Origin of the sequence: Pseudoalteromonas shioyasakiensis, assembly GCF_001550135.1 — a bacterium.
GTDB lineage: Bacteria > Pseudomonadota > Gammaproteobacteria > Enterobacterales > Alteromonadaceae > Pseudoalteromonas > Pseudoalteromonas shioyasakiensis.
In genome coordinates this window covers 342,880-356,427 of the sequence record NZ_LRUE01000014.1, presented here as the reverse complement: position 1 = coordinate 356,427, position 13,548 = coordinate 342,880, and the positions used below count along the sequence as shown (strand labels likewise).

Genomic DNA, 13,548 nt, shown 5'->3' with positions numbered 1-13,548 from the left:
TACGTTGATGGTCAGTCAGTTAATTAACGAATTTGATACCTTAGGGTTGTATTTTGGCTTAGCCGGTATTTTCTTTTTTATTGGAATGGCAATTCAAGACGTCCTTAAAAAAGGTGATGTACCACGATTTGGCCGATACATCGTTTGGTTAGTGCTATTTTTAGGCTGTTCTGGGTTTATAGCGAAAGGACTTATTCAAGTCTTCTGGCAAGGCGCAGGTGTGGGCTAGACATGGCAAAGTCAGAAACAGATAGAACAACACCCGATTTATTTGAATACGAAAAGCGTCCAGGTAGGCCGAAAACAAATCCCCTACCTCGCGATATGCAATTAAAAGTAAATAAACGTAATCAAATAAAGCGAGATAAAGCACGTGGTTTAAAGCGTGTAGAATTTAAGGTTTCATCACAGTTATATCAAGCATTAAGCGATATGGCAGATGCGCAGAATATTAGCCGTAGCGCGTTGATTGAAACAATTTTACAAGAAAGATTGGCTATTGATAGATAGAAGGTTTTAAATCCATGTCAAGCGTAGGTATTTTTTTCGGAAGTGACACAGGCAATACTGAACACGTAGCTAAAATGATTCAAAAAGAATTAGGTAAAAAGCTTGTAGCGGTTCACGACATTGCAAAAAGTTCTAAAGAAGAGATTGCTGAATTCGATTTATTGTTATTCGGTATTCCAACTTGGTACTACGGTGAAGCTCAATGTGACTGGGATGATTTCTTCCCTGAATTAGAAGAAGTTGACTTCGAAGGTAAACTTGTTGCTATTTTCGGCTGCGGTGACCAAGAAGACTATGCAGAATACTTCTTAGATGCAATGGGCATGATCAACGATATCGTTACTGAGCGTGGCGCAATCGTAGTGGGTCATTGGTCAACTGAAGGCTACGACTTTGAAGCTTCAAAAGCACTAGTAGATGACAGCAATTTTGTTGGCCTTGGTATTGATGAAGACCGTCAACCAGAGCTTACTGAAAAGCGTGTTAAAGACTGGTGTGCTCAGGTTTATGACGAAATGTGTTTAGCGGAACTTGCTGATTAATAACAAGTACTACTCGCATTTACTAGCTGATGTAAAGATGCACAACCAGTTCATTTTTGTTTGAAAAATCGGCAAATAGACGAATTGTTCTTTGCACTTAGTAACTAGGCACGTTATTCTAATAGTTGCTAATGTGTCGTGTGCATCTTGATGATGCCTAGTATAACTAAATAAAATTGAGACAGATTGAATGACTGATCACAACTTGGAATTAAAAAAAGCAGGGTTAAAAGTAACTCTGCCGCGTATTAAAATTTTAGAGATTCTGCAATCTCCAGACAACCAACACATCAGCGCTGAAGATGTCTATAAAATTCTTTTAGACAAAGGCGAAGAGATTGGTCTTGCAACTGTCTACCGTGTTCTTAACCAATTTGATGATGCAGGTATTGTATCTCGCCACCACTTCGAAGGCGGCAAGTCAGTATTTGAATTATCAGGTAGCACTCACCATGACCACTTAGTGTGCCTAAAATGTGGTAAGGTTGTTGAGTTTGAAGACGATACTATTGAACGTCGTCAAGAAGAAATCGCAACAGAGAATGGTATTAAACTGACTAACCACTCTCTTTACCTATATGGTGAATGTGAAGACACTGCTGCGTGTAAAGAATACGCTGAATCAAATAGCTAATTAGCTATTTGTTTCAGACATAAAAAAACCTGCTTTAAGCAGGTTTTTTTATGTCTATTTGAAATCGATTAGATGATTTCTAATAGCTCAACGTCAAAGATTAGCGTTGAGAAAGGAGCGATTGCTGCACCAGCACCGCGCTCACCGTAAGCAAGTTCGTGTGGTACGTATAAGCGCCACTTAGAACCAGTACCCATCATTTGTACTGCTTCAGTCCAACCTTTGATTACACCGCCAACTGGGAATTCAGCTGGTTGACCACGCTCGTATGAGCTATCAAATACTGTACCGTTGATTAGTGTACCGTGGTAGTGTGCACGGATTGTTGAATCTGCAGTTGGTTTTTCACCGTCGCCTGCAGTAAGTACTTCGTATTGAAGACCTGATTCAGTTACTGTTACTTCAGGACGTTTTGCATTTTCTTCTAAGAATGCAATACCTTCAGCTGCAAGAACTTTAGCTTCTTCTTCACGACGAGCTTGGATCTCAGCGTTGATTTTCTCAAAAGCTGCTTGAATTGCTGGGATTTCAACTTGGAAATCGTTACCAGTGTATGCGTCTTTCATACCTTCAAATACAGAATTTAAGTTTAAACCTTCGAATGGATTCGCTTTTAATTGCTCACCCATTTGTAAACCAATACCGTAACTTGCTTTTTCAGCGTCTGTTGTAAAATTATCTGACATGTTTTAATTCACGTTTATTTAGTTAAAAGACGTGCTCATACTAACATAAAAAAACAACGAATATCGCCTAGTTTTACTGCGTTTGCTCAGTGTTTGCACTAATTCGCTGCTTTATTTTATCAATTACAAATGTCGCAACAGGTAATGTAGCGATCATCGAAGCAATAAAAAAGCCGCTCATTAAACCATCTTTGCCTAACATAACTAAAGGCACGGCAATAAGACCCACAGCCGAAATCACACATGCAGCAATGACAGGCCAATGCTTGTCGTATTTGCCAATAAGGTGCCCTACTAACACATTAAAGCCAATACCATAAGCGATTGAAGATATTAGCCCGTAATCAGGCTGCGCATCATGGGCCATAGCTACAAGTACATTGATCCCGCTGTGATAAAAATAAGAAAAGATACACCAAAGCAGAACATGTTTAACAATGCGCATTAGTGTAGAAGAAGATTCGCTTGCTGACATTACTTATCTCCAGATAGCAAAAAACCGCCCTGAAGGCGGTTTTTCTAAATAATGGTGGAGAGATAGGGATTTGAACCCTAGAGGGGCTACAAACCCCTGCCGGTTTTCAAGACCGGTGCATTCGACCACTCTGCCATCTCTCCGTACGGCGCGCATAATAGTGTTTACTGCGTTCGTTGTAAAGCCTTTAATGTAAAAAACTTTAAAAAAGTAATTTTAATAGTACTGCTTAGGGCGTTTTGCGATTAAAGAGCAAACTAAACAAACAATTAAACTAACAATTGCAAAGCCTGAACCCTGCACTATTACGTCAATTTTATTGAGGTTATAGCTAGGTATAATGACTAATGCAAAGGCTGGTAAGCAGGTGATCGTTAAAACGTAGCAACAAATTTTAAAAGCGCGGCCGAAATCGAAACGTTTAGTGCTTTGCATCCACCAAGTCAGTAGGAGTAATACCACTACAGCAGACAAGCCAAGGTAATGAGGTTGCTTCGTAGACATGGCAACAAAAAAAGTGACCACGGCGCCAACTAAGCCCCAAATTGACCAAGCGAACCAATTTTCTTTTTCACGTAAAAATAAGTTTCCCATCGTTCTCGTCTTCTTTATCGTTATTTTTTTAAGACTATCCATACGTTAACAAAAAATAACCGATTAAAAAACACACTGAAGAAGAATTATTTCGTTTTTTGCATCCGTGCGCTTCTTACAGCTAAGCTAAATCTAAAAAAACTAACATAAGTAAGCTTAATAGTGTCTGACTGCTTAACTACAAAAAAGTTCCTAATATTTATAAATTCTCAAAAAATGTCTCTGGCTTGTGTCTGATTGGTTTTTTAATGTCTACTTCTGGCGTACCTAAATATAAGTAGCCAACAATCTCATCATCTTCTTTACAACCAAGTGCCGCTTTAACAGCTGGGCTCTGTGCAAAATAACCTGTACGCCAAATGCCCCCTAAACCTTGAGCAAAGGCCGCTTGTTGCATTGCAAGTACAGCGCAGCCTGCACTTTGTACTTGTTCAATACGTGGCACTTTTGGGTTTTCAGTTACATCAGCAATGGCAATGATCATCATAGGCGAACGCAGAGGTAGCTCTTTAGCGCGCTCAATGGTTCTATCATCTTGGTTTTCAGCAACAGCAGCTTGATGGTAGATATCTCCTAATTTATTACGTGCGTCGCCTTCAACCACAATAAACCGCCAAGGCGCAATACAGCCATGATCAGGCACTTTTATGGCCGCTCGCTTAATAATTTCAAGTTGTTCTGCAGTAGGTCCAGGTGAGATAAGACGAGGATCTGATTGTCGAGTTTGTAATAGCGTTAAAGCGTCCATGAATATTCCGTAAATGCTTAAGTACGACGCCCCTTATTAATCGGGGCAGAAAACCCAAGCTTATCATTTATCTTTATGAGCAATAAAGCTATTCGATGCTTTTCTAGTTAACCAATAATCTAAACTAACGTAACGACCGCCCCCTACAAAAAATAAACTTAAGAGCATAACAAAGTATATTGCGGAAAACTCAATACCATTATTTAAAATCACAGGTTTTCCTTTCGCATAGAGGTACTCTGTATAACCATGCGTTTCTAGCAACTCGCGCATTTTCGTTAATCGCTCACTGGCTTCATTGGAATTAACTAAACTGGCTTCACTTCCTGGTATTGCAAGCCAATTCAGCACTCTTGCAGGGCTGGTGCTGGCATCGGTAGGTGTTACAGCAAACCAGCCATTACTGGCATGCACTGTTGTCGCTGCGACCAGCATGGTGATCATTAAAGGGATTGCTGTTAAACGAGTAAATAAACCCAATAATATAAAGATCCCCCCTAAAAACTCAGTCCATGCAGCTAAAAAGGCTAATACAGAGGGCATGGGTAGACCTAAACCCCAGTCACTATTTCCAAACCAAGCAACAATATCGTCTGATGCTAAAAAGTACTGATAAAAATGAGTTACATCACCGCTTAAAGCTAGTTTATTGAAGCCGGCAATGATCATCACTGGTGCTAAAATTAAGCGAATTAATAGACTCGGGAGCCCATCTAAAAATTGCAGTTTATTTAAAATGCGATGGTAAAGGGGTATTAGGTGTGTGTTCAACATAGCGGTCTCGTGACTAAATAGATTAATCACACAGACCGCACGTTTTCTAGTTTACTTTCAATTAAATTTTACGAGCAACTTGTAGCGCTTCAAAAATCGCACGTTTAGCATCAATAGCAGCAGCTAGTTTTGCGCCACCAATAACGTGTACTTTAGCGTTTTCGGTTTGATTATCGAACGTTTCAGTATTTGACACCTGACCAATACAGGCAATCACAGTATCAACATCGAGGATTTGCTCTTCACCTTTTACAGTAATTTTCAAACCTTGCTTATCAAAGCTTAGATACTGACACTCAGCGATTTGTTTAACACCGTGTTGTTTAGCAACTTGACGATGGATCCACCCCGTTGTTTTACCCAGTTCACTACCAAAGCGCCCTGCACTTCGCTTAAGCATGTAAATTTGGCGATTGTCTTTTTCAGGCGCAGCTTCGCATTCAATACCCCATTGAGTTTTGAATTGCTCAATTGTTTGGCCTTTGTGTTCACTTAAAAAGGCAACCATATCAAAACCGATACCACCGGCACCTAGAATCGCAATTTTCTCGCCTAGTTCTACTTCACCACGAATTACTTCATCATAAGCGAATACACGTTTGCCATCACTGCATTCTATTTTGGCTTCACGCGGACGTACGCCTGTTGCAAAAACCACATCATCGTATTGATTGAGCATATTGTCAGTAAATTCAGTACCGAGCTGTAAATCGACATTTAAACGCTTTAATTCATTAGTAAAGTAGTTAAGGGTATGGTTAAAGTCTTCTTTACCCGGCACTTGCATGGCTAAATTAAATTGGCCACCCATTTGTTCTTTACGTTCAATTAAAGTCACTTTATGACCTTTCTCTGCTAAGTAACAACTTGCAGCAAGGCCAGCAGGGCCTGCCCCTACAACCAGTACTAATCGAGAAGATGGTGCTTTTTCAAGGCTGTAATCTAACTCAAAAGCCGCTTGTGGGTTAACCAAACAGGTGGCACGTTTATTTTTAAACACATGGTCTAAACAGCCCTGATTACAACCAATACAAATATTGATTTGTTCAGACTTATTATTAACGTATTTATTGAAAAACTCAGGGTCTGCTAATAAAGGACGTGCCATCGAAATTAAATCAGACTCGCCTGCTTCTAAAATTCCATTGGCAATTTCTGGAGTATTAATACGGTTAACCGCGATAACTGGCACTGATACCGTTTCTTTCAAGCGTTTTGATGCTTCTTTAAATGCACCTGGTGGTACCATACTGGCAATGGTTGGTACACGAGCTTCGTGCCAACCAATACCGGTGTTAAAGATATCAACGCCAGCTTGTTCAAGTGCTAGGGCTTGTTGTTTTACTTCATCAGGTGTTGATCCATTAGGAATTAAATCCATCACAGACAAACGAAATACAATAATAAACTTTTGACTTACTTTAGCGCGTACAGCTTTAACAATATCAACAGCCAAGCGCATGCGGTTTTCTAAACTACCGCCATAGTGGTCTGTTCTTTTATTAGTGTGGTTAGCCATGAATTCATTAATCAAATAACCTTCAGAACCCATGATTTCAACACCATCATAACCTGCTTTTTCAGCCATTTTTGCTGAGTTAGCAAAGTCTTTGATGGTTTTTTTGATTGAACCTAACGACATTTCTTTAGGTTTATACGGATTAATAGGTGCCTGAATTGAGCTTGGCGCTTGATTGAATGGATGATAAGCATAGCGCCCTGCATGCAATAATTGTAAGCAAATTTTTCCGCCATGCTGATGCACTGCATCAGTATATGCTTTGTGTTTGATCACATCATAAAATGAGTTAAATGTTGATGCGAACGGAGATAGCTTGCCACGAATATTTGGGCTATAACCACCTGTAATGATTAAACCCGTGCCGCCTTTGGCACGTGCTTCGTAGAATGCACGTAAGCGTTTACGGTTATGCCAGCCTTCTTCTAAGCCGGTATGCATTGAGCCCATAACCAAACGATTACGAAGTTCGGTATGCGGTAATTGTAATTTTTGTTCTAACATTGTGTGCCCCGTTAACTGGTCGAACCTCTATTTGAAATAGATTCTGCGGCAATAACTTAGAATAATCAACTTTTCACCGGTAATTATTCTGTAGCAAATTGTCGTTTTAAACACTCTGTTACTATTTAACAGTTAATTTTAAAGTTATTCTAAGCTAAGATGAGATCACTACTAAGCTGTACTGAATTAAGGATTTATTTTGCTAGCAAAGATATTTAAAGGCATTTGGACCGGGATTAATTTCTCCCGCCGTTTGGTCCTAAACATATTATTTCTATTACTAGTAATACTCTTCTTTGTTGCCATCACAGGTGAAGAAGACCAAGTAAAAGTAGCAGACGGAACCGTGCTACGCCTAAACTTAAATGGCCCTATTGTTGAAGAAAAAACGTATGTTGATCCTGTAGAAGCAGCAATCAATGATGCAACTATGGGTAAAGAAGCACCATCAGAAATTCTTCTTGATGATGTTGTTGAAGTGATCAACCAAGCAACTAAGGATGATCGCATCAGTGTGATGCTTCTTGACCTACAAAAAATGCCAAGTGCACACATCAATAAGCTAAAACAAATAACTAAAGCAATTGATGCCTTTAAAGATGCAGGCAAGCAAGTTATTGCAACGGGCTATTACTATACACAAGCTCAATACTATATTGCAGCCCACGCTAATGAAGTGTCTATGCACCCTTATGGTGGTGTGAGCATTGAAGGCTACGGTATGTTCCCGCTTTACTTCAAAGATGCGCTTGAAAAATTAAAAGTAACTCAACATATTTTCCGTGTGGGTACTTACAAGTCAGCGGTTGAGCCATTTATTCGAAATGACATGTCAGATGCGGCAAAAGAAGCGAATAGCGTTTGGTTAACTGCACTTTGGAACGAGTATAAAACTGACGTTGCTGCAAGCCGTCCATTCGATGAAAGTAATTTCGATGAAGATATGGATGTTTACCTTGCAAAAATGCAAGCAGTTGACGGTAACTCGGGTCAGTACGCGTTAAATAATCAGTGGGTTGATTCTTTAAAAACCTCACAACAAATTCGCCAACAGCTTATTGAGTTAGTTGGTGCAGAAGAAACAGGCAAAACCTTTAAGCAAGTAAGCTTCCGTGAGTATTTATCGCTGGTAAAACCGCCTGTTGAGTTCGATAACCCAATCACTGAAAAAGTAGCTGTGGTTGTTGCGAAAGGCACCATTGTTGATGGCGAGCGTAAAGCAGGTGAAATTGGTGGTGACTCTACAGCAGCCCTACTTCGCAAAGCGCGTCTTGACGACAAAGTAAAAGCCGTAGTACTACGCATCGATTCAGGTGGTGGTAGTATGTTTGCTTCTGAAGTTATCCGTGCTGAAGTATTAGCTCTTAAGGCAGCGGGTAAACCAGTTATCGCTTCAATGAGCTCAGTGGCAGCATCAGGTGGTTACTGGATTGCATCTGCAGCCAATGAAATTTGGGCAGCCCCTAGCACAATTACAGGTTCAATCGGTGTATTCGGTACTTTCATGACATTTGAAAACACAATGGCTGAATTAGGTATTTACTCAGATGGCGTTGCTACAACAGACCTCGCTGGCTTCTCTATTGCACGCCCACTTGATGAGAAGATGTCAGATATCATTCAAATGAGCGTTGAAAATGCATACAAACGTTTTTTAAATGTAGTGGCTGAAGCGCGTAACATGACCCCTGAGCAAGTTGATAAAATTGCCCAAGGCCGTGTATGGATTGCAACTCAAGCAAAAGAACTAGGTTTAGTTGATAAACTTGGTGATAAGCAAGATGCAATTAAGGCGGCAGCTGAGCTTGCTAAGCTTAATCATTATGATGTTAAGACCATCAAACAGTCATTAACACCACAGGAGCAAATGCTGCAAGATATCTTTGGCACCGCGGCTGTTAAGAGCTTCTTTGCTAAGTCTGATTCATCACAATCAGTACTAGCAACACAAGCCAACTTACAAAGCCTTATTAATCAGTTAAGTAGTGAAATTGATAACCTAAAAGATTACAACGATCCACAAGGCGTTTACGCTCGTTGTTTAGTGTGTAATGTAGTTCAATAAGTTACTTAGCTAAGCGATTTTAGGTATACTAAGCCCAGTTATTTAACTGGGCTTTTTTTATGAAACGTAAACGTATATATATCGCCTATACGGGTGGTACTATCGGTATGAAAAAATCGAGCCGTGGCTATGTTCCGGCAGAAGGTTTTTTAACCGAAACAGTGGTCAATAATGCAGAGTTTAATCGTGATGAAATGCCTTTGTTTGATATTCACGAATATTGCCCGCTCATTGATTCTTCAGATATGTCCCCTGCCCACTGGCAATTAATTGCTGACGATATTAAGAGTAAATACCAAGACTATGATGGCTTTGTGGTTTTGCATGGTACCGATACCATGGCCTACACAGCTTCTGCTTTGTCTTTCATGTTCGAAAACCTAACAAAACCTGTGATTGTGACAGGCTCACAAATTCCATTGTCGCAACTTCGTTCTGATGGCCAAGTAAACTTACTTAATGCCATGTATTTAGCCGCCAATTACCCAATTGCTGAAGTAAGCCTGTTTTTTAATAACCAATTATTCCGCGGTAACCGTGCAACAAAAGCCCATGCTGATGGCTTTGATGCCTTTGCATCACCGAACCTTGAACCATTAGCACTGTCTGGAATTAATATTCAACTGATCAAAGGGCAATTAAGCCCTTACGTTGATAACGAACTACAGGTGTCAAATATCACGCCACAGCCAATAGGTGTGCTTTATCTCTATCCTGGGATCAGCCCAAAAGTGGTTAAAAGTTTAGTTAATGACGACATCAAAGCACTAGTTTTATTAAGTTTTGGCGTAGGTAATGCCCCGCAAGATCCGGCGTTCTTAGATATTCTTAATGATGCAAGTAAACGCGGTATGGTAATTGTTAATCTAACGCAGTGCTTAAAAGGCCAAGTTAATATGGGCGGTTATGCAACCGGTAATGCCTTATTAAATTGTGGTGTGATCAGTGGCTACGATATGACATTAGAAGCCTGTTTGACCAAGTTACACTACTTATTTAGTCAAAAGCTTGAAGTAGAAACAATTCGTCACTTGATGCAAGACAACCTGCGCGGTGAGCTAAGTCGTTAATACAGCAAATACAAAAAAGGCACCAATTGGTGCCTTTTTTATGCTTTTTGATAATTAACGAACTTTTTCGTCAATCTCAACTAAGTCTGTTAAATGGCAAATCTCACCACTATGAGTTTTAATACCATGCTCACCGAAGTAGTCACGTTGTGCTTGAACAAGGTGACCATTACTTGGTGTTGTTAACGTCGCAATGTAAGTTTGCGTTGCAGTTAACACTGGGAATGCAAGACCAGATGCAACTGCTGCACCCGTTACCTTACGTAATGCTGCTGATTCACTCTGCATAGAATCAATAAATTCTACACCTTCAGCTACATTGTCTAAGTAATCAGCACGGATGATACAACCTGCGCGCCACGTTTGTAGCGTTTTAGAAAGATCTACTTTCCACTGATGAGCACGAGACGCACCTTTGATAAGCGCTAAACCTTGACGGTAAGCAAGTAAACTTGCCAATGTGAATGCATCTTTTAGCTCTGCTAAGTCTAAATCAACGGTATCAGTTGCTTTAGCAGCGTAAGTCATTTCTTTAGCAGCATGCGTATCACAAGTATTTGTTAAGTGACGTGCTTGAACAGCTGCAACTAGTGATGGCACTGCAATACCAAGCTCTAAGGCATTTTGTGCAGTCCATAAACCTGTACCTTTCGCGCCAACTTTATTGTCGATTAAATCAACTAGCGGCTCACCTTCTGTCGTTTCAAGGCTTAAGATATGGCTTGAAATTGACAATAAGTAGCTATTTAAAGTGCCTTCAGACCATTCATTGAAAATGTCAGCCACTTCTTTTGGTGAACGATTAGTACCTAAACGTAATAGTTGATACATTTCTGCAATTAATTGCATTAACGCATATTCGATACCGTTATGCACCATTTTCACAAAGTGACCACTTGCAGATTGGCCTACACGTGCAAAACACGACTCACCTTTGTAGCTTGCCGCTACTTTTTCAAACCACGGCTCAACACGCTCCCAGCCGCCTTCTGAACCACTTGCCATCATTGCAGGACCGTGACGTGCGCCTTCTGCACCGCCAGAAATACCCATAGTGGCAAATTCAAATTTGTTTTGATATTTAAGTTTACGGCTAATGCCATCTTTGTAGTTACTGTTGCCGCAATCTACGATAATGTCATCACAGTCAACACCTGCTTCTGCAAGCTCTGTACATACTTTATCAACCAATTCACCAGCAGGAACTAAAAGAAGAATCGAACGAGGCGGCTCTAAGCGTCTAACCATATCATTTAAATCAGACACAATATGTAAACGGTCTGCCAAACCTAGTGCTTTCGCACAGCTTAGTAACTCGGCACCCGCATCTGGGTTTTTATCATAAGCTACTAATGTCAGCCCTTTTTCAATCAGGTTGAGGGCAAGATTTTTACCCATAACGCCTAACCCTACTAATGCAACTTGCATTTAGTGTCCTCCTCGGTAACAACTATTGGTTAGTTAATCAAAATAATTACGCGCGCATTATACCCAAGCAGCCCAAAAATGCGAGCTTGACAGCCAACTTGAGATAAATCATCGAAATCATGAAGCGACGTTGCACTCAGTATATCAAAATAACCAAGGCATCGGACCAGATTTTTATAATACCCTTTAAAAAGGTATGTGTATTGACGCTACCTGACACCGGTGTCATAATAACGTCATTCACCCTTTGTATACTCTATAATTAATACAAAGAGCCAGATTCTCATAAGTAAAAACAATCATTTTTTACTTATGAGTTCTACATTGTGCTTATGTATAAGCCTATATTAAAGGTTTATAGCACGACATTTTAATAGATAACCATCAATTCGCTTAATATATTTGAGCGCACAGGAGAATTTGATGCTAAGACGCACAAAAATTGTTGCGACCCTTGGACCGGCAACCGATCGCGATAACAACCTAGAAAAAATTATTCGTGCAGGTGCAAATGTGGTTCGTTTGAACTTCTCACATGGAGTAGCACAAGATCACAAAGACCGTGCAGAAGCGGTACGCAGTATTGCTAAGCGTTTAGGCAAACACGTTGCTATCCTTGCTGACTTACAAGGTCCTAAAATTCGTGTATCAACGTTTAAAGACGGTAAAGTAAACCTAGAAGTTGGCGCAAAATTTACCCTTGATGCAAAAATGGAAAAAGGCCAAGGCGACGTTAATGCAGTAGGTATCGACTATAAAGAGCTACCTAACGACGTTAAAACAGGCGACTTACTGTTATTAAACGACGGATTAATTCAATTAACAGTAGATAACGTTGACGGTGACCTAGTTCACACGACTGTTACTGTTGGTGGCGTACTTTCAAATAACAAAGGTATCAACCGTTTAGGTGGTGGTTTAACAGCCCCTGCTTTCACTGATAAAGATAAAGAAGATTTAATCACTGCTACTGAGATTGGCGTTGATTATATTGCTGTTTCATTCCCACGCAGTGGTGATGACATGCGTTATGTTCGCTCTTTAGCAGAAGCCGCTGGCTCAAACGCACAACTATTAGCGAAAATCGAACGTGCAGAAGCCGTTGAAACTGTTGAAGCAATTGACGATATCGTACTTGCTTCTGACGCTGTAATGGTTGCTCGTGGTGACTTAGGTGTTGAAATTGGTGATGCAGCCCTAGTTGGTAAGCAAAAGCTTATCATTAGCCGTGCTCGTTCACTTAACCGTACTGTTGTTACTGCAACACAGATGATGGAATCAATGATCGATAACCCTATGCCAACACGTGCAGAGGTTATGGACGTAGCAAACGCCGTATTAGATGGTACTGATGCAGTTATGTTATCTGCAGAAACAGCCGCTGGTGACTACCCTGAAGAAACAGTAGCGACTATGGCTCGCGTTTGTTTAGGTGCTGAATCACAAAAAGAAACGCACGTTTCTAAGCACCGTTTAGACAGCCGTTTTTCATCAAATGCTGAATCAATTGCATTATCTGCGATGTATGCAGCTAACCACTTAGATTCTGTTAAAGCTATAGTGACTCTGACTGAATCAGGTAGCACAGCTAAATTGATGTCGCGAATCAGCTCTGGTTTACCTATTTATTCATTATCACGTCATCCAAGTACGCTGGGCCAAACAGCACTTTACCGTGGTGTTTATCCTGTATTTTTCGATTCAACGAAGTGTGAAGACGAAAGCATGGTACGTGATGCATTAAACACGCTTGTTGAGCAAGGCTCACTAGTAGCTGGTGATACTGTGATTTTAACTCACGGTGATGCAATGGAAACTATTGGTGCAACAAACACTATGAAGATTGTAACTGTTTAATCTGTTACGAACTTTCATAAAAAAGGCGCAATTAATAATTGCGCCTTTTTTGTTTTTAACTTATTAAATTTTGAATAGCTATTATACCAATCCGCTTAATTAAGTAGTCTATTTTGAGGCAATAAAACCTCGTTGATTACAA

Annotated in this window: 14 protein-coding genes and 1 tRNA gene; 7 read left to right on the top strand and 8 right to left on the bottom strand. The window is 40.2% G+C overall.

The window, feature by feature from the left end:
• Window positions 1-7 precede the first annotated feature (7 nt).
• The 4 genes from PASHI_RS08895 (at window position 8) to fur (ending at window position 1,686) form a co-directional block, all read left to right on the top strand.
• Window positions 8-229 (top strand): DUF2788 domain-containing protein, encoded by a 222-nt coding sequence (locus tag PASHI_RS08895; protein ID WP_036968243.1) that lies wholly within the window; start codon window positions 8-10, stop codon window positions 227-229.
• Window positions 230-231: 2 nt separating this feature from the next.
• A complete protein-coding gene (ybfE, locus tag PASHI_RS08890) occupies window positions 232-510 on the top strand; it encodes a LexA regulated protein (protein WP_004586673.1) in 279 nt (92 codons plus the stop codon).
• Window positions 511-524: 14 nt separating this feature from the next.
• Window positions 525-1,052, top strand: a complete 528-nt coding sequence (gene fldA / locus PASHI_RS08885) for a flavodoxin FldA (RefSeq protein ID WP_054553928.1) — start codon at window positions 525-527, stop codon at window positions 1,050-1,052.
• Window positions 1,053-1,242: 190 nt separating this feature from the next.
• Window positions 1,243-1,686, top strand: coding sequence for a ferric iron uptake transcriptional regulator (gene fur / locus PASHI_RS08880; RefSeq protein ID WP_054561419.1), 444 nt, complete (start codon window positions 1,243-1,245; stop codon window positions 1,684-1,686).
• A gap of 68 nt (window positions 1,687-1,754) precedes the next feature.
• Here the strand turns inward: fur and bamJ are convergent, their stop codons facing one another.
• The 7 genes from bamJ to PASHI_RS08845 form a co-directional block, all read right to left on the bottom strand.
• A complete protein-coding gene (bamJ, locus tag PASHI_RS08875; RefSeq protein ID WP_054553930.1) occupies window positions 1,755-2,372 on the bottom strand; it encodes a BamJ family beta-barrel-assembly machinery protein in 618 nt (205 codons plus the stop codon).
• A 73-nt stretch (window positions 2,373-2,445) separates the two neighbouring features.
• Window positions 2,446-2,847 (bottom strand): hypothetical protein, encoded by a 402-nt coding sequence (locus PASHI_RS08870; RefSeq protein ID WP_062565314.1) that lies wholly within the window; start codon window positions 2,845-2,847, stop codon window positions 2,446-2,448.
• A gap of 52 nt (window positions 2,848-2,899) precedes the next feature.
• Window positions 2,900-2,990 (bottom strand) — tRNA-Ser (locus tag PASHI_RS08865).
• A 73-nt stretch (window positions 2,991-3,063) separates the two neighbouring features.
• A complete protein-coding gene (locus PASHI_RS08860; protein ID WP_054561417.1) occupies window positions 3,064-3,441 on the bottom strand; it encodes a hypothetical protein in 378 nt (125 codons plus the stop codon).
• A gap of 199 nt (window positions 3,442-3,640) precedes the next feature.
• Window positions 3,641-4,189 (bottom strand): NAD(P)H nitroreductase, encoded by a 549-nt coding sequence (locus PASHI_RS08855; RefSeq protein ID WP_062565313.1) that lies wholly within the window; start codon window positions 4,187-4,189, stop codon window positions 3,641-3,643.
• Between the two features lie 63 nt (window positions 4,190-4,252).
• On the bottom strand, window positions 4,253-4,963 hold the full coding sequence (locus PASHI_RS08850; RefSeq protein ID WP_062565312.1) for an HvfX family Cu-binding RiPP maturation protein: 711 nt from the start codon (window positions 4,961-4,963) through the stop codon (window positions 4,253-4,255).
• A gap of 61 nt (window positions 4,964-5,024) precedes the next feature.
• On the bottom strand, window positions 5,025-6,986 hold the full coding sequence (locus PASHI_RS08845) for an oxidoreductase (RefSeq protein WP_062565311.1): 1,962 nt from the start codon (window positions 6,984-6,986) through the stop codon (window positions 5,025-5,027).
• 199 nt (window positions 6,987-7,185) lie between these two features.
• Here PASHI_RS08845 and sppA point away from each other — a divergent pair, with 199 nt between their 5' ends.
• Together sppA and ansA are read left to right on the top strand one after the other, a co-directional pair.
• Window positions 7,186-9,051, top strand: coding sequence for a signal peptide peptidase SppA (gene sppA / locus PASHI_RS08840; protein WP_062565310.1), 1,866 nt, complete (start codon window positions 7,186-7,188; stop codon window positions 9,049-9,051).
• 59 nt (window positions 9,052-9,110) lie between these two features.
• Window positions 9,111-10,121 carry an asparaginase gene (ansA, locus tag PASHI_RS08835; protein WP_054561413.1) on the top strand — a complete coding sequence of 337 codons (1,011 nt, stop codon included), beginning with the start codon at window positions 9,111-9,113 and terminating at the stop codon, window positions 10,119-10,121.
• Between the two features lie 54 nt (window positions 10,122-10,175).
• Here the strand turns inward: ansA and gndA are convergent, their stop codons facing one another.
• On the bottom strand, window positions 10,176-11,549 hold the full coding sequence (gene gndA / locus PASHI_RS08830; protein WP_062565309.1) for an NADP-dependent phosphogluconate dehydrogenase: 1,374 nt from the start codon (window positions 11,547-11,549) through the stop codon (window positions 10,176-10,178).
• 423 nt (window positions 11,550-11,972) lie between these two features.
• Between gndA and pyk the strand changes: the two genes are divergently transcribed.
• Complete coding sequence (gene pyk / locus PASHI_RS08825) at window positions 11,973-13,406, top strand: pyruvate kinase (RefSeq protein WP_062565308.1); 1,434 nt, start codon at window positions 11,973-11,975, stop codon at window positions 13,404-13,406.
• The last annotated feature ends 142 nt before the right edge of the window (window positions 13,407-13,548 follow it).

Excerpts from the sequence above, each read along its gene's own strand:
- PASHI_RS08895 (WP_036968243.1), top strand. The coding sequence starts at position 8 with ATGGTCAGTCAGTTAATTAACGAATTTGATACCTTAGGGTTGTATTTT.
- ybfE (WP_004586673.1), top strand. The coding sequence starts at position 232 with ATGGCAAAGTCAGAAACAGATAGAACAACACCCGATTTATTTGAATAC.
- fldA (WP_054553928.1), top strand. The coding sequence starts at position 525 with ATGTCAAGCGTAGGTATTTTTTTCGGAAGTGACACAGGCAATACTGAA.
- fur (WP_054561419.1), top strand. The coding sequence starts at position 1,243 with ATGACTGATCACAACTTGGAATTAAAAAAAGCAGGGTTAAAAGTAACT.
- bamJ (WP_054553930.1), bottom strand. The coding sequence starts at position 2,372 with ATGTCAGATAATTTTACAACAGACGCTGAAAAAGCAAGTTACGGTATT.
- PASHI_RS08870 (WP_062565314.1), bottom strand. The coding sequence starts at position 2,847 with ATGTCAGCAAGCGAATCTTCTTCTACACTAATGCGCATTGTTAAACAT.
- PASHI_RS08860 (WP_054561417.1), bottom strand. The coding sequence starts at position 3,441 with ATGGGAAACTTATTTTTACGTGAAAAAGAAAATTGGTTCGCTTGGTCA.
- PASHI_RS08855 (WP_062565313.1), bottom strand. The coding sequence starts at position 4,189 with ATGGACGCTTTAACGCTATTACAAACTCGACAATCAGATCCTCGTCTT.
- PASHI_RS08850 (WP_062565312.1), bottom strand. The coding sequence starts at position 4,963 with ATGTTGAACACACACCTAATACCCCTTTACCATCGCATTTTAAATAAA.
- PASHI_RS08845 (WP_062565311.1), bottom strand. The coding sequence starts at position 6,986 with ATGTTAGAACAAAAATTACAATTACCGCATACCGAACTTCGTAATCGT.
- ansA (WP_054561413.1), top strand. The coding sequence starts at position 9,111 with ATGAAACGTAAACGTATATATATCGCCTATACGGGTGGTACTATCGGT.
- gndA (WP_062565309.1), bottom strand. The coding sequence starts at position 11,549 with ATGCAAGTTGCATTAGTAGGGTTAGGCGTTATGGGTAAAAATCTTGCC.
- pyk (WP_062565308.1), top strand. The coding sequence starts at position 11,973 with ATGCTAAGACGCACAAAAATTGTTGCGACCCTTGGACCGGCAACCGAT.